Annotated in this window: 14 protein-coding genes; 8 read left to right on the plus strand and 6 right to left on the minus strand. The window is 50.8% G+C overall.

Annotation, left to right across the window (positions count from 1 at the left end):
* The first annotated feature begins 38 nt into the window (after positions 1-38).
* On the plus strand, positions 39-2,105 hold the full coding sequence (gene siiF / locus EOS97_RS11855; protein WP_127836152.1) for an SPI-4 type I secretion system protein SiiF: 2,067 nt from the start codon (positions 39-41) through the stop codon (positions 2,103-2,105).
* 277 nt (positions 2,106-2,382) lie between these two features.
* On the opposite strand, the gene EOS97_RS11860 is transcribed toward siiF, so the two are convergent.
* Positions 2,383-2,664 (minus strand): YjcB family protein, encoded by a 282-nt coding sequence (locus EOS97_RS11860; RefSeq protein ID WP_000719058.1) that lies wholly within the window; start codon positions 2,662-2,664, stop codon positions 2,383-2,385.
* A gap of 561 nt (positions 2,665-3,225) precedes the next feature.
* Here EOS97_RS11860 and EOS97_RS11865 point away from each other — a divergent pair.
* Entirely contained in the window at positions 3,226-4,827 is a 1,602-nt protein-coding gene (locus tag EOS97_RS11865; protein WP_000083648.1) for an EAL domain-containing protein, read from the plus strand.
* On the opposite strand, the gene soxS is transcribed toward EOS97_RS11865, so the two are convergent.
* A complete protein-coding gene (gene soxS, locus EOS97_RS11870) occupies positions 4,815-5,138 on the minus strand; it encodes a superoxide response transcriptional regulator SoxS (protein WP_000019483.1) in 324 nt (107 codons plus the stop codon). The two genes, EOS97_RS11865 and soxS, sit on opposite strands and share 13 nt — an antisense overlap.
* 86 nt (positions 5,139-5,224) lie before the next feature.
* On the opposite strand from soxS, the gene soxR reads away from it, so the two are divergent.
* From soxR to EOS97_RS11895, 4 genes are all read left to right on the plus strand, one after another.
* Complete coding sequence (soxR, locus tag EOS97_RS11875) at positions 5,225-5,683, plus strand: redox-sensitive transcriptional activator SoxR (RefSeq protein ID WP_000412686.1); 459 nt, start codon at positions 5,225-5,227, stop codon at positions 5,681-5,683.
* 292 nt (positions 5,684-5,975) lie between these two features.
* Positions 5,976-6,644: a glutathione S-transferase family protein gene (locus EOS97_RS11880; protein ID WP_000958582.1), complete on the plus strand. Its 669-nt coding sequence runs from the start codon at positions 5,976-5,978 to the stop codon at positions 6,642-6,644.
* A 346-nt stretch (positions 6,645-6,990) separates the two neighbouring features.
* Positions 6,991-8,340 carry a guanine/hypoxanthine transporter GhxP gene (gene ghxP / locus EOS97_RS11885; RefSeq protein ID WP_000106907.1) on the plus strand — a complete coding sequence of 450 codons (1,350 nt, stop codon included), beginning with the start codon at positions 6,991-6,993 and terminating at the stop codon, positions 8,338-8,340.
* A 149-nt stretch (positions 8,341-8,489) separates the two neighbouring features.
* Positions 8,490-10,136, plus strand: coding sequence for a Na+/H+ antiporter (locus EOS97_RS11895; RefSeq protein WP_000402189.1), 1,647 nt, complete (start codon positions 8,490-8,492; stop codon positions 10,134-10,136).
* A gap of 94 nt (positions 10,137-10,230) precedes the next feature.
* On the opposite strand, the gene EOS97_RS11900 is transcribed toward EOS97_RS11895, so the two are convergent.
* Positions 10,231-11,118 carry a LysR family transcriptional regulator gene (locus tag EOS97_RS11900; protein WP_000354962.1) on the minus strand — a complete coding sequence of 296 codons (888 nt, stop codon included), beginning with the start codon at positions 11,116-11,118 and terminating at the stop codon, positions 10,231-10,233.
* Positions 11,119-11,221: 103 nt separating this feature from the next.
* Between EOS97_RS11900 and EOS97_RS11905 the strand changes: the two genes are divergently transcribed.
* Complete coding sequence (locus tag EOS97_RS11905; protein ID WP_001805449.1) at positions 11,222-11,632, plus strand: CidA/LrgA family protein; 411 nt, start codon at positions 11,222-11,224, stop codon at positions 11,630-11,632.
* Complete coding sequence (locus EOS97_RS11910) at positions 11,625-12,314, plus strand: LrgB family protein (RefSeq protein WP_001067096.1); 690 nt, start codon at positions 11,625-11,627, stop codon at positions 12,312-12,314. Before EOS97_RS11905 ends, EOS97_RS11910 begins: the two co-directional genes overlap by 8 nt.
* Positions 12,315-12,352: 38 nt before the next feature.
* Here the strand turns inward: EOS97_RS11910 and actP are convergent, their stop codons facing one another.
* The 3 genes from actP to acs form a co-directional block, all read right to left on the minus strand.
* Complete coding sequence (gene actP / locus EOS97_RS11915; RefSeq protein ID WP_000832536.1) at positions 12,353-14,002, minus strand: cation/acetate symporter ActP; 1,650 nt, start codon at positions 14,000-14,002, stop codon at positions 12,353-12,355.
* A complete protein-coding gene (locus EOS97_RS11920) occupies positions 13,999-14,313 on the minus strand; it encodes a DUF485 domain-containing protein (RefSeq protein ID WP_000999620.1) in 315 nt (104 codons plus the stop codon). The genes actP and EOS97_RS11920 overlap by 4 nt, the downstream gene beginning before the upstream one ends.
* 245 nt (positions 14,314-14,558) lie before the next feature.
* Positions 14,559-16,517 carry an acetate--CoA ligase gene (gene acs / locus EOS97_RS11925; RefSeq protein ID WP_000083877.1) on the minus strand — a complete coding sequence of 653 codons (1,959 nt, stop codon included), beginning with the start codon at positions 16,515-16,517 and terminating at the stop codon, positions 14,559-14,561.
* Positions 16,518-16,854: the final 337 nt, after the last annotated feature.

A 16,854-nucleotide genomic window follows, 5' to 3' on the forward strand; every position in this document is an offset into this window, starting at 1 on the left:
AACGGAGACCCCTCACCTTTGGGTGAGGGGGTTTACTTATGGATAAAAAACTAGAACCTTATTTTTTAAGTGCGGAAACGGCATTATCTATAGTGTCTAAAAAATTCAACATAAAAATTGACATCAAAGAGGATGATATAAATTTAAGATTTAAAAAGTACGACAGAAATAACACTGACGACTCTATACAAATGAAGAATTTCTTTTTGTCGTTAGGGCTTTCTCTACAGGATATATTATTTAATAATGGTGAGGATTTACTAAATGAGCCTATGCCGATTTTACTATTAACACCAGAAATGAAGTGGATGGTGTGTGTGAGCGGCGGGCAAAAAATAAAGTTGGTAAACGCGCGCGGTGAACTCTGTTATGTTGAAATTGAGGATGAATATTTAAAAGAGTTATCTGCATTTAGTATACTACCTTTAAATAAAGTTGTTGATAGTATAAGAGTAAAAAATATCATAAAAAACTCTTTATCGATGAACAAGATTTTTTATACTAAATACTTCTTTTCATCTCTTTTTATGGCAATTTTTGCGTTAACTATTCCAGTATTTAGTAATCTGTTCTATGATAAGCTTGTTCCAAGCGCTTCGGTTTCATCTTTATTTGGCGTGGCTATAATTGTTGCTGTATTTATTGTTTTTGAGTTTATCCTTCGTACTTCGAAAGATATTTATCAGTCTATCACAGCAAGGCAGGATGACGTCGATATTGATATCGCATTTCTTGAAGCGGTCCTGTATAGTAAAAAGAAAAATGGCAGATCCATGTCATCAGCATTTGTGCTATGGAATGAGTTTCAAAAAATTAAACCCGTTTTATTAAACTCGATCTTTCAACGTATAGCCGATATTCCAATATTTATTATATTTCTCATTGTTATATATGTAAATTTAGGTCTGGTCGTTATTGTCCCTGTTACCATGTTTATCGTCTCTATTATTATTTCCCTCGTTAACCACCATTATACTAATGAGTTAATGAACAAACAAAAAGAAGGACAGAAGAACAGGAATATTTTTATCTCAGAAGTTTTCTTATCTATTAAAATGATCCATACCTTAAATAATCAAGGTTTACTTTTTGATTGGGTCAACACATCAAATGAACAGTCGTATCTTAACCTGAAGATAAGGAAATTAAATCTTATCTATCAATCTATATTGGGGAGTATGTCATCTATTACCCAAATAACTATTATGGTAATAGCCTTTTTTATGGTAATCAAGGGTGATGTTACCACTGGCGCAATTGTTTCATCTGTCATTGTCTCTGGCCGTATTTCCGGGATCATTTCGAATTTTTCTTCTACATTAATCTCTATTTTATCAGCAGAAAAAACCGGTAAGGATCTGCTTTCTTTTTTTGATGAAGATCAGGCAGAAAAAACACCGGCATTACAGTCAATATCAAAGTGCAATGGCGATATCTCTATCCGGGGCGTGAGTTATCAGTATGATGCTCAATCTCCGATGATTATTAACCGACTGTCTATAGACATACCTGCGGGGCAGCGTGTCGCGGTGGTAGGCGAATGCGGAGCAGGAAAAAGCTCATTACTGGGAATGCTATCTGGCTACCTTTCGCCAACAGACGGTGCCATTTTATATGATGGATATAACTTAGGACATTTATCGCAGAACTTTTTTTCTCAGCATTTAAGTGTGGTGACGACACATGATGTTTTATTCACCGGAACCATTGAAAGTAATTTCGCGTTAAAACCGCAAAACGACAGGGGCCGGGTACTCAAGGCGCTTCATCTGGCGAACTGTGGTTTTATCTTGCAACATCCTATGGGGCTGAAGTTTCCGGTGAATTTTATGGCTAAAAACCTGTCATCCGGACAGCAGCAGCAGTTATTATTAGCACGTAGTCTGAGCAGTAACGCCAGCGTCTTTTTATGGGATGAACCAACATCAAATCTGGATGAGAATACCGAGAAGCAAATTTTTGATAACTTAGATGAGTTTATTCATGGGAAAACGTTGATCATGGTGACGCATCGTCGATATCTGATAAAGTATTTTGACCGGGTTCTGGTAATGAAAGGTGGAAAAATAATCCGTGATTGTTCTCCGGATAAATTATTAATGTAAAATAAGCAGCGCTTGTCGCTGTTATCAGGTGGTACTGCTTAATAAAAAAGACCCGTTGCACAAACGGGTCTTTTTTGTCATTTAACGAGTCGGCAATGTCTTCAATAAGTTTAGCTCGATTCTGTTAGGGCTATTCCACTTGCCATTTTTGGATAACCACACCTGGCGGCCCTCATCAACGGCAATGCGAGGGACGTGATGGTTCGCAAGGCTACCCCTGGCGCGCGGTTCCGCGTTGAGATAACCGGTGGGCGACTTCAGCGGCAGCGATGGCGTATCAGGTCAGCACCATCGGCCATTCTGGCGGGGTCTGGCTCATCGTTTCGACCATTACGGCTTCAATGTTATGCCAGATCGCAGCGAGATCCATCATGGTAATACCGAGTAAGCCGGTGGCAAACCAGCAGGCGGATACCACGCCCAGACCGCTACTGATCACCGCCAGACCAATATAATCTGATTTACGGAAACGGATATTGAGCGTGCTGGCTAAAAACATGAGCACGGCGCTCAGCAGTTGCCAGCGGAGAAGAACGACACCAGTGGTTATGGCAGCCATGAAACATTTCCTCTGAATAGACCTTTGTCCAGGACAGCACGGCGTTGTTCCCGGGAAACGTGGGACATTCTGGCTATCAACGGACGTCACATCAACATCGAATGAAACATTGTTTCTGTTTCATTGTTTTTGTGAACTATATCACAAAAACAGGCTTATTCGCCAGATCGGCAATGTATTTTTTGTGCGTTTTATAACCTTATTTTTTGTGTGACTTCTGTGCGTCCGTAGAGAAACTGCCGGAAAGCAAAGATGTATTATTACTACTCTTTTATTTTTTTCGTGAAATTCAGACCTGATAAAAATATCAAGTTATTTATCAAAAGAAAGGAGTAAAGATGTATACCCCATCGTTTACTTGAGTATAAATCTGATATTATCAAAAATATTTAGCGTCCTGCCTGGTATGCGAAAGAGATTGCGCGTAGTTATTAATGATAAATGTTGATCGGTAAAAGTCTGTTGCTAATATTGATAAATTCATGCACCGTAAACCTCCATTTGGTTCACGTCTTATTTTGCCAACAATAGTCACAAATAATGCAGGGAAATAGGCTGAAAATGAGTCAAAGCACACGACGCAAGGTGTTGAGATTTCTCGGAACGATCATTGTGGTGTTACTTCCTGTATTGCTGGCGATCTGGTTTGCTCATATCCGGGCAGTCTCTGAAACTAGAAATCAGTTACATTCATTTGCGCAGTTGGTATTAGATAAAACGGAGCGGGTTATCCTGCAAGCAGATTTAGCCCGCGATGCCGCTGAACAATATCAGGGGCAAGCCTGTACGCCAGCCCATCAACAGCGAATGCTGAATATTATCCGCGGTCGTTTGTACATTAATGAGTTGATTTATGCTAAGGGCCAGCGTTTTCTATGCTCTACGGTTATGACGCCAACAAGTCCTTATTTTATTCCCCGCGCTGACTATAAACGAAAGCCTGACATCGCTATTTATTACTATCGTGATACGCCTTTTTTCAACGGTTATAAAATGACATATATGCAGCGGGGAAACTATGTCGCGGTTATCAATCCCTTATCTTATAGCGAGGTGATGTCAGACGATCCGGCGTTGGCCTGGGGAATGTATGATACGGTGACCAACACCTTTTTCTCCCTGAGTGAACAGGCGCAGGCTGATCAGCTATTACCTTTGGTACGACGGAGTGAACCTGTGTTCCAACAGGGTGAGCGTTTCTATACTCTGGTTAAATCAGCAAAACGACCGGTTGCCGCGATTGTGTCAACCTCAAAGCAACGCTTTTACCAGAACCTCTTTCATCAGCTTACGTTAACGCTACCGTTAGGGATCATCTGTAGCTTTATCGTCTTATTTATGTGGTCACGATCCCGGCAGGCATATTACTCACCGCGTCGATTGCTGCAACGGGCCATTACCAGGCACCAGCTTTGCCTTCATTATCAGCCGATCATTGATATCCAAAACGGGACATGTGTAGGTGCCGAAGCGCTATTGCGTTGGCCGGGCTATCACGGTCCGGTGATGAGCCCGTGCGAATTTATTCCGCTGGCGGAAAAAGAGGGGATGATTGAGCAGATCACCGATTATGTCGTCGAAGAGGTATTTAATGATTTAGGTGGTTTTCTGGCCGCGCACCCGCATCTTTATGTCTCTATCAATCTCTCTGCCGCTGATTTTCTCTCTTCCCGGCTAATTGTGATGATTCATGAAAAAACGCGTCAGCATTCAGTGCTTGCGCAACAGATAAAGGTTGAAGTGACCGAGCGCGGATTTATTGATGTGCCTAAAATGACGCCGATTATTCAGGCGTTTCGCCAGGCGGGATACGAGGTGGCAATTGATGACTTTGGTACCGGCTATTCGAACTTGCATAACCTGTACTCATTAAATGTCGACCTTTTAAAAATTGATAAATCTTTTGTCGACACGCTAACCACTAATAGCGCCAGCCATTTGATTGTGGAACATATTATTGAAATGGCGCAAAGTTTGCGGCTAAAAATCATTGCGGAGGGGGTTGAAACGGCTGAACAGGTTAGCTGGTTGCTAAAACGCGGCGTTCAGTATTGTCAGGGATGGCACTTTGCGAAGGCGTTACCACCGCAGGAATTCATCTCCTGGCTACAACAAACGCCCGCGCCTCTGACGATACGCGGGCAGACGCCCTACAGGCGGTGACGGTAATCGCTGGGAGTGCGATCGAACTCGCGGCGGAATACACGCGAGAAGGTTTGCTGCGATACATAGCCCAGGTCCATCGCGATATCAAAAATCGGGCGCTCGGTCGTTCGTAGCTCAACGGCCGCCAACAGGAGACGGCGCTGGCGAATATACTCGCCTAATGTTTGATGCGTTACCGTACGAAACATCCGCTGCAAATACCACTTGGAGTAGCCCGATTTTTTTGCCACCACATCAATGTTTAGCGGTTGGTCGATATGTTCATCAATCCATTCGATAAGGGTCTGAATTATCTGCTGATGCGACATATTGTTGCCTCTTAAACAGTATTCGATTCGTCGTTTTGTCTGCGGGCGAGTATAATTCCTCAAGTTAACTTGAGGTAAAGCGATTTATGGAAAAAAAATCTCCCCGTTTAAAAGCCTTACTGACGCCGGGGGAAGTTGCGAAACGTAGCGGTGTTGCTGTGTCCGCCCTGCACTTCTATGAAAGCAAAGGGCTAATTACCAGTATCCGTAATAGCGGTAACCAACGGCGATACAAGCGTGACGTGTTGCGTTATGTCGCGATTATCAAGATCGCCCAGCGTATTGGCATCCCGCTGGCAACTATCGGCGACGCGTTTGGTATCTTGCCGGAAGGACATACGTTAAGCGCGAAAGAGTGGAAGCAGCTCTCCTCGCAGTGGCGCGAAGAGTTAGACCGACGTATTCATACGCTGGTGGCGTTGCGCGATGAGCTGGACGGTTGTATCGGCTGCGGCTGTTTATCGCGTAGCGACTGTCCGCTGCGAAATCCAGGCGACAGGCTTGGCGAACACGGGACGGGTGCCCGGCTGCTTGAAGATGATTAACATGCACTCGGCCATCGGGCTGAGTTCACCTAAAACTAAAGCGCCGCTAAGGGCGCTTTAGTTTGTTTCCGGTCTTTGTCTTTCGCTCTATCCCGCTGATTACAGGAGGGTTTCCCCCGACGTCAACACCCCTCATATCGAGCACGTGGTGGAGGTTCCGGTTTGTGTTGATACTGTAAGTGTAAGCGACGACGCCCTGTTCGCCAGCGAAATGCTGATTTTTTAGCCGAAATTTTTACGGCAACTGCCATAATTTTCTATAGTTAGTTGGCATACCTTACAGGAGACAGCCATGCTGACGGTGCACCATTTAAATCAGTCTCGTTCGCAGCGCATCCTCTGGGCGCTGGAAGAGCTGGCGTTGCCTTACCGGATTGTGCGTTACCAGCGTGAAAAGACCATGCTGGCGCCGCCGGCATTGAAAAAAGTGCATCCGCTGGGCAAGTCTCCGGTTATCGAAGATCACGGTATGGTTATTGCGGAATCGGGCGCCATCCTGGAATATTTGCAGGACACTTACGACAGTATCGGACGCTTTAAACCTGCGGATGCGCAGGGGAAACAACACTATCGATTCTGGCTACATTATGCTGAAGGTTCGCTCATGCCTTTGCTATTGATGAGATTGCTCTTTACCTCTCTGGGTAAACCGCCGGTACCATTGGGTCTGCGAACGTTGGGCGGCGTGATCGGTAAGGGCGCGCAAAAAGCGTACCTCAATCCGCAACTGGAAACCCATGCGCGCTTTATTGACGGGCATCTGGCAAATCACCCCTGGTTTGCCGGAGAGCAGTTAAGTATGGCGGATATCCAGATGAGCTTCCCGCTATTTGCGCTGCTTGCCCGAGGCGGGATCGCTCATCTCGACCATATCAACGCATGGAAAGCGCGGGTAGAAATGCGTCCAGCCTGGCAGCGAGCGATTCAGCAGGGCGGTCCGTTTACCATTCCCGGCGGATAATGGCGTTTTTGTGAGCAGATTGCGCAACGTATTTGCTAACAGCGATGCGAAAAATTGTTGCTGGATTGCGCAGGGACGATAACGTTTGCGCATCGTCTGGCGATTTATTGAGCATACTAAGCAGAAAAGCATAAAAAGCGGCAAAGTTCAGTTGAAAAAGCGTTTATGATCGCTGGATAATCGTTTGCTTTTTTTTGCCACCCGTTTTGTATATGTGGAGCTAAACGTTTGCTTTTTTGCGGCGCCCCGGCTGTCGTAAATGTAGCACAAGGAGATAACGTTGCGCTGTTAGTGGATTACCTCCCACGTATACCGACGAATAATAAATTCTCAGGGGATGTTTTCTATGTCTACGCCTTCAGCGCGTACCGGCGGTTCACTCGACGCCTGGTTTAAAATTTCACAACGCGGGAGCACCGTTCGCCAGGAAGTCGTTGCTGGCTTAACCACGTTTCTTGCGATGGTTTACTCCGTCATCGTGGTGCCAGGGATGCTGGGTAAAGCCGGGTTCCCGCCTGCTGCCGTCTTTGTAGCGACCTGCCTGGTCGCAGGCGTCGGCTCTATCGTTATGGGGCTTTGGGCGAATCTGCCGCTGGCTATCGGTTGCGCTATCTCGTTGACGGCGTTTACCGCGTTTAGCCTGGTCCTGGGGCAGCATATTAGCGTCCCGGTCGCGCTTGGCGCCGTATTCCTGATGGGCGTACTGTTTACCGTTATCTCCGCCACCGGCATTCGTAGCTGGATTTTGCGTAACTTGCCGCAGGGCGTGGCCCACGGAACCGGTATCGGTATTGGCCTGTTTTTGTTGCTGATTGCCGCCAACGGCGTCGGCCTGGTCATTAAAAACCCGCTGGATGGCCTGCCGGTCGCGCTGGGCGATTTCGATACCTTCCCGGTGATTATGTCGCTTGTGGGGCTGGCTGTTATTCTCGGTCTGGAAAAGCTGAAAGTCCCCGGCGGCATTCTGTTGACCATTATTGGCATTTCTATTGTGGGTTTGCTCTTCGATCCTAACGTCCATTTTTCCGGCATTTTCGCCATGCCTTCGTTGAGCGATGAAAACGGCAACTCGCTGATCGGCAGCCTGGATATTATGGGCGCGTTAAACCCTGTCGTTCTGCCAAGCGTACTGGCGCTGGTGATGACGGCGGTGTTTGATGCGACCGGAACGATCCGTGCGGTCGCAGGGCAGGCTAATCTGCTGGACAAAGACGGACAAATTATCGATGGCGGTAAAGCGCTAACCACCGACTCCCTGAGTAGCGTTTTCTCCGGCCTGGTCGGGGCGGCGCCCGCCGCGGTGTATATCGAGTCTGCGGCCGGTACGGCGGCGGGCGGTAAAACGGGCCTGACGGCGATTACCGTGGGCGTGCTGTTTTTGCTGATCCTGTTTCTTTCGCCGCTCTCTTATCTCGTTCCCGTCTACGCAACCGCCCCGGCGCTCATGTATGTCGGTCTGCTGATGCTGAGTAACGTGGCGAAAATCGATTTTGCTGATTTCGTCGATGCGATGGCGGGGCTGGTAACGGCTGTATTTATTGTACTGACCTGTAACATTGTCACCGGGATTATGATCGGCTTTGCCACGCTGGTCGTCGGGCGTCTGGTTTCCGGCGAATGGCGTAAGCTGAATATCGGAACTGTCGTCATTGCGGTCGCGCTGGTCGCTTTTTATGCTGGCGGTTGGGCTATCTAGTTCTGCCTTCATTCTGAAAAACGGGCGGCGTTGGTCGCCCGTTTTCATTTTCAGGACACATCACGTTACCTTTTGCGTTAATCTGAAGAAGGTGAAACCGAGGCATGATGCCTCTCTCCATCATAAAAAACATCGCAAACAGGGAACGCATGGAAATTTTCTTCACAATACTCATCATGACCCTTGTGGTCTCGCTGTCGGGGGTATTTACGCGTGTATTACCCTTCCAGCTTCCTTTACCCCTTATGCAGATCGCCATTGGCGCGCTGTTGGCGTGGCCGACGTTTGGTTTGCATGTGGAATTCGACCCGGAACTCTTCCTGGTGCTGTTTATTCCGCCGCTGCTGTTTGCGGATGGCTGGAAGACGCCGACCCGTGAATTTCTTGAGCATGGACGAGAGATTTTCGGGCTGGCGCTGGCGCTGGTCCTGGTAACGGTCGTGGGAATCGGCTTCCTGATTTATTGGCTGGTGCCCGGCATTCCGCTGATCCCCGCCTTTGCGCTGGCCGCCGTGCTGTCGCCGACCGATGCGGTAGCGCTCTCCGGAATTGTGGGCGAGGGGCGCATCCCGAAAAAAATCATGGGCATTCTGCAGGGAGAGGCGTTAATGAACGACGCCTCCGGTCTGGTATCGCTGAAATTCGCCGTCGCGGTGGCGATGGGGACGATGGTCTTTACCGTCGGCGGCGCGACGCTGGAATTTTTTAAGGTCGCTATCGGCGGTATTCTGGCGGGTTTTGTGGTCAGTTGGCTGTATGGCCGCTCGCTGCGTTTTTTGAGCCGCTGGGGCGGCGATGAGCCCGCGACGCAAATTGTCCTGCTGTTTCTGCTGCCCTTCGCGTCTTACCTGATTGCCGAACATATTGGCGTCTCAGGCATCCTGGCCGCGGTTGCCGCCGGGATGACCATCACCCGTTCTGGCGTAATGCGCCGCGCGCCGCTGGCAATGCGTTTGCGCGCGAACAGTACCTGGGCGATGCTGGAATTTGTCTTTAACGGTATGGTCTTTCTGCTGTTGGGACTGCAATTGCCGGGTATTCTGGAATCTTCGCTGGCGGCGGCGGAAGCTGACCCGAATGTCGAAACCTGGATGCTCTTTACCGATATCGTGCTGATTTATGCAGCATTGATGCTGGTTCGCTTCGGCTGGCTGTGGACCATGAAAAAGTTCAGCCTGCGCTTTTTGAAGAAGAAACCGATGGAGTTCGCCAGCTGGACGTCGCGTGAAATTCTGATTGCTTCCTTCGCTGGCGTTCGTGGGGCGATCACCCTGGCTGGTGTGCTCTCTATACCGTTACTTTTGCCGGATGGCAGCGGATTTCCGGCGCGTTATGAACTGGTATTCCTGGCGGCTGGCGTCATTCTGTTCTCGTTATTTGTCGGCGTGATCATGCTGCCGCTGCTGTTGCAACATCTGGAAGTCGCCGATCATGCGCAACAGTTGAAAGAGGAGCGTATCGCCCGCGCGGCGACGGCGGAAGTGGCGATTGTCGCCATTCAGAAAATGGAAGAGCGTCTGGCGGCGGATACCGAAGAAAACATCGATAATCAGTTGCTTACTGAAGTAAGCTCGCGTGTCATTGGTAACTTGCGTCGCCGTGCCGATGGGAGAAACGATGTCGAAAGCTCCATACAGGAAGAAAACCTGGAGCGACGTTTCCGTCTTGCCGCGCTGCGTTCCGAACGCGCCGAGTTGTATCATCTGCGCGCCACACGAGAAATCAGCAATGAAACATTGCAAAAGCTGCTGCACGACCTGGATTTGATGGAAGCGCTACTGATAGAAAATCAGTAGTCCTTGTGGCCCGGTGGCGCCATGCTTACCGGGCCTACAAGTAGGCCGGATAAGGTGCTTGCGCCGCCATCCGGCAAGGGTTTTAACCCATGGTTTACGGTTGTTTCAGCCAAAACCCTTCGCAACAGGTTAACCATGCCCGGGCGCTGTGCGACAGATACACGCCCTCTCGCCAAATCATGCCTAACTGCCAGCGGAGATCGCTTTCCAGCGGTAGCCAGCGCAGCGTGGCCTTATCCAGACGCTGACAAATCGGCTCCGGCAAAATGGCGATGCCGACGCCCGCTTGCACCATGGCGGCGAGAAAATCCCATTGCCCGCTGCGCACGGCAATCCGTGGTTTTACGTCATGCTGGCTAAATAAGGTCATCAACTGGCGGCTCAGGGCAAAGTCTTCGTTATAGATAAGAAGAGGATGCTCCGCCAGAGCTTCAGGCGCGATGGAGTCGCAGGTTGTCCACTGACCGGAACGGGGAACCAGCACGCACAGCGGATGACTGAATAGCGATAACGTCGTCAGCCCGCTCGCTTCTTCCACCGGGAGCGCGGTCATCGCAACATCCAGCTCGCCATTCATTACCGCCTGCTGTACCGTCAGGCCGCCAAACTCCGAAATTTTGAGTTCAACGCCAGGGTAGCGTTGTCGAAACAAACTGATTGGCCCGGCCATCAACATGCCGACCATCGGGGGAATACCCAGCCGCAGCACGCCCTTATTGAGATGGTTAATATCGCTCAACTCAGCCTCTAACTGGCGAAACTCAGCGAGGATCGCCAGACCGCGTTCAAACACCACGCGTCCGGTATCGGTCAGCAATAACTTACGTCCGTCGCGGATCAGTAGCGTACAGTTAAGCTCATCTTCAAGATTTTTCAGCATCTTGCTAATGGTGGGCTGGGTGACAAATAACTTCTCCGCTGCGCGGGTGAAACTTTGCTGGCGTACCACCTCGACAAAATAACGCAGCGTTCTGATATCCATGATTATTCCTTCCGACTATGCCTGCAATGATTTTAATTCATTTCTGCCCGTGACGGAGGTTCTCTATACTGGCGCTCCGTATTATTTTTCAGGACATTCCCTCATGGCTGTGGCGATAAGCCGCGTTACGCCTGCCGTTGTGCAACGACTCCAGGTACCGGTTCAGGTACTGCTCTATGCAGGTTTATTCATTTTTTCCCAATATCTTGTCTCCTGGCTGTACCTGCCGTTGCCCGCGAATCTGGTCGGCATGGTGCTTATGTTGGCGCTGATCGTTTGCCGGATTATTCCGCTTAGCTGGGTACGCGCAGGCGCACGCTGGCTGCTGGCGGAGATGCTGTTATTCTTTGTTCCCGCCGTCGTGGCGGTAGTGAACTATGCCCATCTGTTACTGGTGGACGGCTGGCGCATTTTCTCGGTGATAGCGATCAGTACCTTAATGGTACTCGGCGCGACGGCGTGGGTGGTGGATAAAGTGTATCGCTATGAGATGAGCAGGCTAAATCGTGAATAACGTTCAGTTAAGCGTACTGTGCCTGGTGATTACGCTGGGAATTTACTTCGCCAATAAGCGCCTGTATCGCCGTTTTCGCAAATTGCCGTTGATGCCATTAGTGTTGACGCCGGCACTGCTGGTGTTAATGCTGGTGTTCGGTCATATCTCCTGGCAAAACTACATTGGTGAATCGCACTGGCTATTGTGGCTGCTCGGCCCGGCGACTATTGCCTTTGCGGTGCCGGTGTACGATAACCTCGCGATTATCAAACGTCACTGGATGTCGCTCACCGCGGGCGTAGTGACGGCGACGGTGGTGGCGGTCACCAGTTCCGTTTGGCTGGCGCGTCTGTTCACGTTATCGGATGAGATTCAGCGTAGTCTGGCGGTACGTTCCGTTACTACGCCGTTTGCGCTGGCGGCGGCAGAACCCCTGGGCGGGCAGCCGGATCTGGTGGCGCTGTTCGTGGTCGTCACTGGCGTGTTTGGCATGGCGGTCGGCGACGCGCTATTTTTGCGTCTCTCTATCCGGGAAGGCATGGCAAAAGGGGCAGGATTCGGCGCGGCGTCACATGGGGCAGGCACGGCGCGTTCCTATGAACTTGGTCAGCAGGAGGGCGTCGTCGCCAGTCTGGTAATGATGCTGTCCGGCGTGGTGATGGTGCTGGCAGCCCCGCTGGTGGCGAGGGTGATGTTCTGATTTTCCTCCGACCCACAGGGCCGGAGGAAACGGTAAGATTAATGCGCACGCCCTTGTTGTACGCCGAATCCCGTTTGGGAGCGGATAAACTGAGCGCGGAACTGCTCACGTTCACGGTTGCCTTCTGCCGAGTTATCGGTGGCCGAGAAGAACCAGATCCCCAGGAACGCCACGCTGATAGAGAACAGCGCCGGATACTCATACGGGAAGATCGCTTTTTCGTGGCCGAGGATCTGCACCCAAATGGTAGGGCCAAGAATCATCAGCACCACCGCTGTCAGTAAACCTAACCAGCCGCCCAGCATAGCGCCGCGCGTGGTCAGTTTTGACCAGTACATGGAAAGCAGAATGATGGGGAAGTTGCAGCTCGCGGCGATAGCAAATGCCAGGCCCACCATAAAGGCGATGTTCTGATTTTCAAACAGGACGCCGAGGATAATGGCGATCACGCCCAGCACCAGGACGGTGATTTTCGACACCTTCAGCTCTTCACGTTCGGTTGCGCCTTTGCGGAACACGTTGGCGTACAAGTCATGCGACACCGCCGATGCGCCCGCCAGCGTCAGACCGGCGACCACTGCCAGAATGGTGGCAAACGCCACTGCCGAAATAAAGCCGAGGAACAGGTTGCCGCCTACCGCGTTGGCCAGATGTACCGCCGCCATGTTATTGCCGCCAATCAGCGCGCCCGCGGCATCTTTATAGGCTGGATTTGCCCCCACCAGCATGATAGCGCCGAAGCCGATAATAAAGGTCAGAATGTAGAAATAGCCCATAAAACCGGTGGCATAGAACACGCTCTTGCGCGCTTCGCGGGCATCGCTGACCGTAAAGAAACGCATCAGAATATGCGGCAAGCCGGCGGTGCCGAACATCAGTCCCAGACCCAACGACAACGCCGAAATCGGATCTTGTACCAACCCTCCTGGGCTCATAATCGCTGTGCCTTTCGGGTGTACCGCCATGGCTTCGGTAAACAGATTATTGAAGCTAAAGCCGACGTGTTTCATCACCATAAAGGCCATAAAACTGGCGCCAAACAGCAACAGGACGGCTTTGATAATTTGCACCCACGTTGTCGCCAGCATCCCGCCGAACAGCACGTACATCATCATCAGCACGCCGACCAGCACCACGGCGATGTGATAGTTGAGGCCGAACAGCAGTTCAATCAGTTTACCGGCGCCGACCATTTGGGCGATGAGATAAAGCGCCACCACTACCAGGGAGCCACAGGCCGAAAGAATACGGATTGGCCCCTGTTTCAGGCGATAAGAGGCAACGTCAGCAAAAGTATAACGTCCCAGATTACGCAGGCGCTCGGCAATCAAAAACAGGATAATTGGCCAGCCGACAAGGAAGCCCAGCGAATAGATCAGCCCGTCATAACCGGAGGTAAACACCAGCGCGGAAATGCCGAGAAATGACGCGGCGGACATATAGTCGCCGGCAATCGCCAGCCCGTTCTGGAACCCGGTGATATTGCCGCCAGCGGTGTAGTAGTCGCTACGGGAACGTACGCGTTTAGAGGCCCAGTAGGTAATACCGAGCGTAAACACGACGAAAATCAAAAACATGATAATCGCCTGCCAGTTGGTGGGCTGGCGTTCAACCGCGCCGCTAATGGCATCCGCCGCATGAGCGGCGAAGGGGAGTGCGGCGGCAAGCGCCGTCAGAACTCTCTTCATAATGCTTTCACCTCATGCAGTACGGCGTTATTAAGACGATCGAATTCGCCATTCGCCCGCCAGATATAAATTCCGGTCAACACAAAAGAAATCACAATCACCCCGACGCCAATGGGAATTCCTCGGGTGACGCTGGTTCCCGCATGTAGAGGCGTGCCCAGCCAGCCAGGCGCGAAGGCGATCAGTAAAATAAAGCTGATATAAACCGCCAGCATGATAACCGACAGAATCGTGGCAAACCGTTGCCGTTTTTCAACTAATTCCCTGAAACGCGCACTGTCTTCTATCCGCTGATAAATTTGGTCATTCATCACAGAGCTCTCCAGAGGTCCCCCTGCGTCTTTCGCGCTACAGGCGCGTTGGCCGCACTCGCGCGCCCCGGCCACATAGTGAACTTGAACTATGCTGCTGAGGGTGTGCTCGCTTGCCGCCTTCCTGTAACACGAAATCCTTTGGGGGAGGGTTTTTTATATTTCCCTCTCCCGGTTTGAGAGAGGGCAGGGGTAGGGTCGTAGGCCGGATAAAACGCTTTCGCGTTGCCATCCGGCATTTATGGTTATGACGGCATCGCGATGGCCTGCTTCTCTTCGAGCAGTTTCTCCACCACGCCAGGATCGGCGAGAGTCGAGGTATCGCCCAGATTGCTGGTATCGCCCGCCGCGATTTTGCGCAAAATGCGGCGCATAATTTTGCCGGAACGGGTTTTTGGCAGTGAGTCGGTCCAGTGCAGCACGTCCGGCGTCGCCAGTGGGCCAATCTCTTTACGTACCCAGTTGCGCACCTCCGCGTACAGTTCTGGCGACGGCTCCTCGCCGTGGTTGAGCGTCACATAAGCGTAAATCGCCTGGCCTTTGATAGCGTGTGGAATACCCACCACCGCCGCTTCGGCGATCTTCGGATGCGCCACCAGCGCCGATTCGATTTCCGCCGTACCCAGACGGTGGCCGGAAACGTTTAACACGTCATCCACGCGACCGGTGATCCAGTAATAGCCGTCTTCATCGCGACGAGCGCCGTCGCCGCTGAAATACATATTCTTAAAGGTAGAGAAATAGGTCTGCTCAAAACGTTCATGATCGCCGAACAGAGTGCGCGCCTGGCCCGGCCAGGAATCGGTGATGACCAGATTGCCTTCCGTCGCGCCTTCTTGCGGATGGCCTTCGTTATCCACCAGCGCAGGCTGTACGCCAAAGAAAGGACGGGTGGCGGAACCGGCTTTCAGTTCGATAGCGCCTGGTAGCGGCGTGATCATAAAACCGCCTGTTTCAGTCTGCCACCAGGTGTCGACGACCGGACATTTTTCCTTGCCGATCTTCTTCCAGTACCATTCCCACGCTTCGGGATTGATCGGCTCGCCGACGGAACCCAGAATGCGCAGTGAAGAACGGTCGGTGCCTTCAATGGCTTTATCGCCTTCCGCCATCAGCGCGCGGATAGCCGTCGGGGCGGTATAAAGAATGTTGACCTGGTGTTTGTCGACCACCTGGCACATGCGAGCGGGCGTTGGCCAATTCGGCACGCCTTCAAACATTAAGGTGGTCGCGCCGCAGGCCAGCGGGCCATACAACAGATAGCTGTGCCCCGTCACCCAACCCACATCGGCGGTACACCAGTAAATATCGCCAGGGTGATAATCAAAGACATACTTAAAGGTGGTCGCGGCGTAGACCAGATAGCCGCCGGTGGTGTGCAGCACGCCTTTCGGCTTGCCGGTGGAGCCGGAGGTATAAAGGATAAACAGCGGATCTTCGGCATTCATCGCTTCAGGCTGGTGCTCAGGGCTGGCTTTTTCAATCAAATCGCGCCACCACAGGTCGCGGCCTTCTTGCCAGTCAATGTCGCTGCCGGTGCGCTTCAGGACGATCACATGCTCAACGCTAGTGACATTCGGGTTTTTCAGCGCGTCATCGACATTCTTTTTCAGCGGGATACTGCGTCCGGCACGTACACCTTCGTCAGCGGTGATCACCAGCCGCGAGCTGGAGTCGATAATGCGTCCGGCGACGGCTTCCGGCGAGAAGCCCCCGAAGATCACCGAATGCACCGCGCCGATGCGGGCGCAGGCCAACATTGCCACCGCCGCTTCCGGCACCATCGGCATATAAATCGCTACCACATCGCCTTTTTTAATGCCCAGATCCAGCAGTGTATTCGCGAAACGGCAGACATCGCGATGCAGTTCGCGATAAGAGATATGTTTACTCTGCGACGCGTCATCGCCTTCCCAGATAATGGCGGTGCGATCGCCATTTTCCTGCAAATGGCGGTCAAGACAGTTCGCCGCCAGATTCAGCGTGCCGTCCTCGTACCATTTAATCGACACATTGCCTGGCGCAAAGGAGGTGTTTTTCACTTTTTGGTACGGCGTGATCCAATCGAGAATTTTTCCCTGTTCGCCCCAAAACGTATCGGGGTCGTTAATAGACTGTTTATATTTAGTCTCATACTGCTCTGGATTTATCAGGCAACGATCCGCAATGTTGGCGGGAATGGCGTGTTTATGTGTTTGGCTCATGCTGTTGTTCTCCTTGTAGGATGTTAATAATATGTCGCATAAACGTTAAATGTAGGGTCTTAATAAGTTTTGTTTAGTATTTGGGCGACAGATCACGCAAAAAGGGAACTGTGCAAATAAGCAGCAATCTATTTTTTGATTGTGTCCCGCAAAATTAGATAAATTTTCGGGATAACATGACGTTATATGAAATTTATTAAAAAAGTGATCCGTGTCCGGAAATCAGAAAAGAGAGGGAGTTTTGTCCAGGTTACTAACTCTAAAGTGGTATTTTACATACACTTACAATTGATTAAAGACAACATTTTAAGTATGGTTATTTGTTACACATAGAGGA

The organism is Salmonella sp. SSDFZ54 (genome assembly GCF_004010735.1).
Lineage (GTDB): Bacteria > Pseudomonadota > Gammaproteobacteria > Enterobacterales > Enterobacteriaceae > Salmonella > Salmonella enterica.

Coding starts and splice junctions, on each gene's coding strand:
- soxR (WP_000412686.1), top strand. CDS start 5,225: ATGGAAAAAAAATCTCCCCGTTTAAAAGCCTTACTGACGCCGGGGGAA.
- siiF (WP_127836152.1), top strand. CDS start 39: ATGGATAAAAAACTAGAACCTTATTTTTTAAGTGCGGAAACGGCATTA.
- acs (WP_000083877.1), bottom strand. CDS start 16,517: ATGAGCCAAACACATAAACACGCCATTCCCGCCAACATTGCGGATCGT.
- EOS97_RS11900 (WP_000354962.1), bottom strand. CDS start 11,118: ATGGATATCAGAACGCTGCGTTATTTTGTCGAGGTGGTACGCCAGCAA.
- soxS (WP_000019483.1), bottom strand. CDS start 5,138: ATGTCGCATCAGCAGATAATTCAGACCCTTATCGAATGGATTGATGAA.
- EOS97_RS11920 (WP_000999620.1), bottom strand. CDS start 14,313: ATGAATGACCAAATTTATCAGCGGATAGAAGACAGTGCGCGTTTCAGG.
- ghxP (WP_000106907.1), top strand. CDS start 6,991: ATGTCTACGCCTTCAGCGCGTACCGGCGGTTCACTCGACGCCTGGTTT.
- EOS97_RS11865 (WP_000083648.1), top strand. CDS start 3,226: ATGAGTCAAAGCACACGACGCAAGGTGTTGAGATTTCTCGGAACGATC.
- EOS97_RS11860 (WP_000719058.1), bottom strand. CDS start 2,664: ATGGCTGCCATAACCACTGGTGTCGTTCTTCTCCGCTGGCAACTGCTG.
- EOS97_RS11905 (WP_001805449.1), top strand. CDS start 11,222: ATGGCTGTGGCGATAAGCCGCGTTACGCCTGCCGTTGTGCAACGACTC.
- actP (WP_000832536.1), bottom strand. CDS start 14,002: ATGAAGAGAGTTCTGACGGCGCTTGCCGCCGCACTCCCCTTCGCCGCT.
- EOS97_RS11880 (WP_000958582.1), top strand. CDS start 5,976: ATGCTGACGGTGCACCATTTAAATCAGTCTCGTTCGCAGCGCATCCTC.
- EOS97_RS11895 (WP_000402189.1), top strand. CDS start 8,490: ATGGAAATTTTCTTCACAATACTCATCATGACCCTTGTGGTCTCGCTG.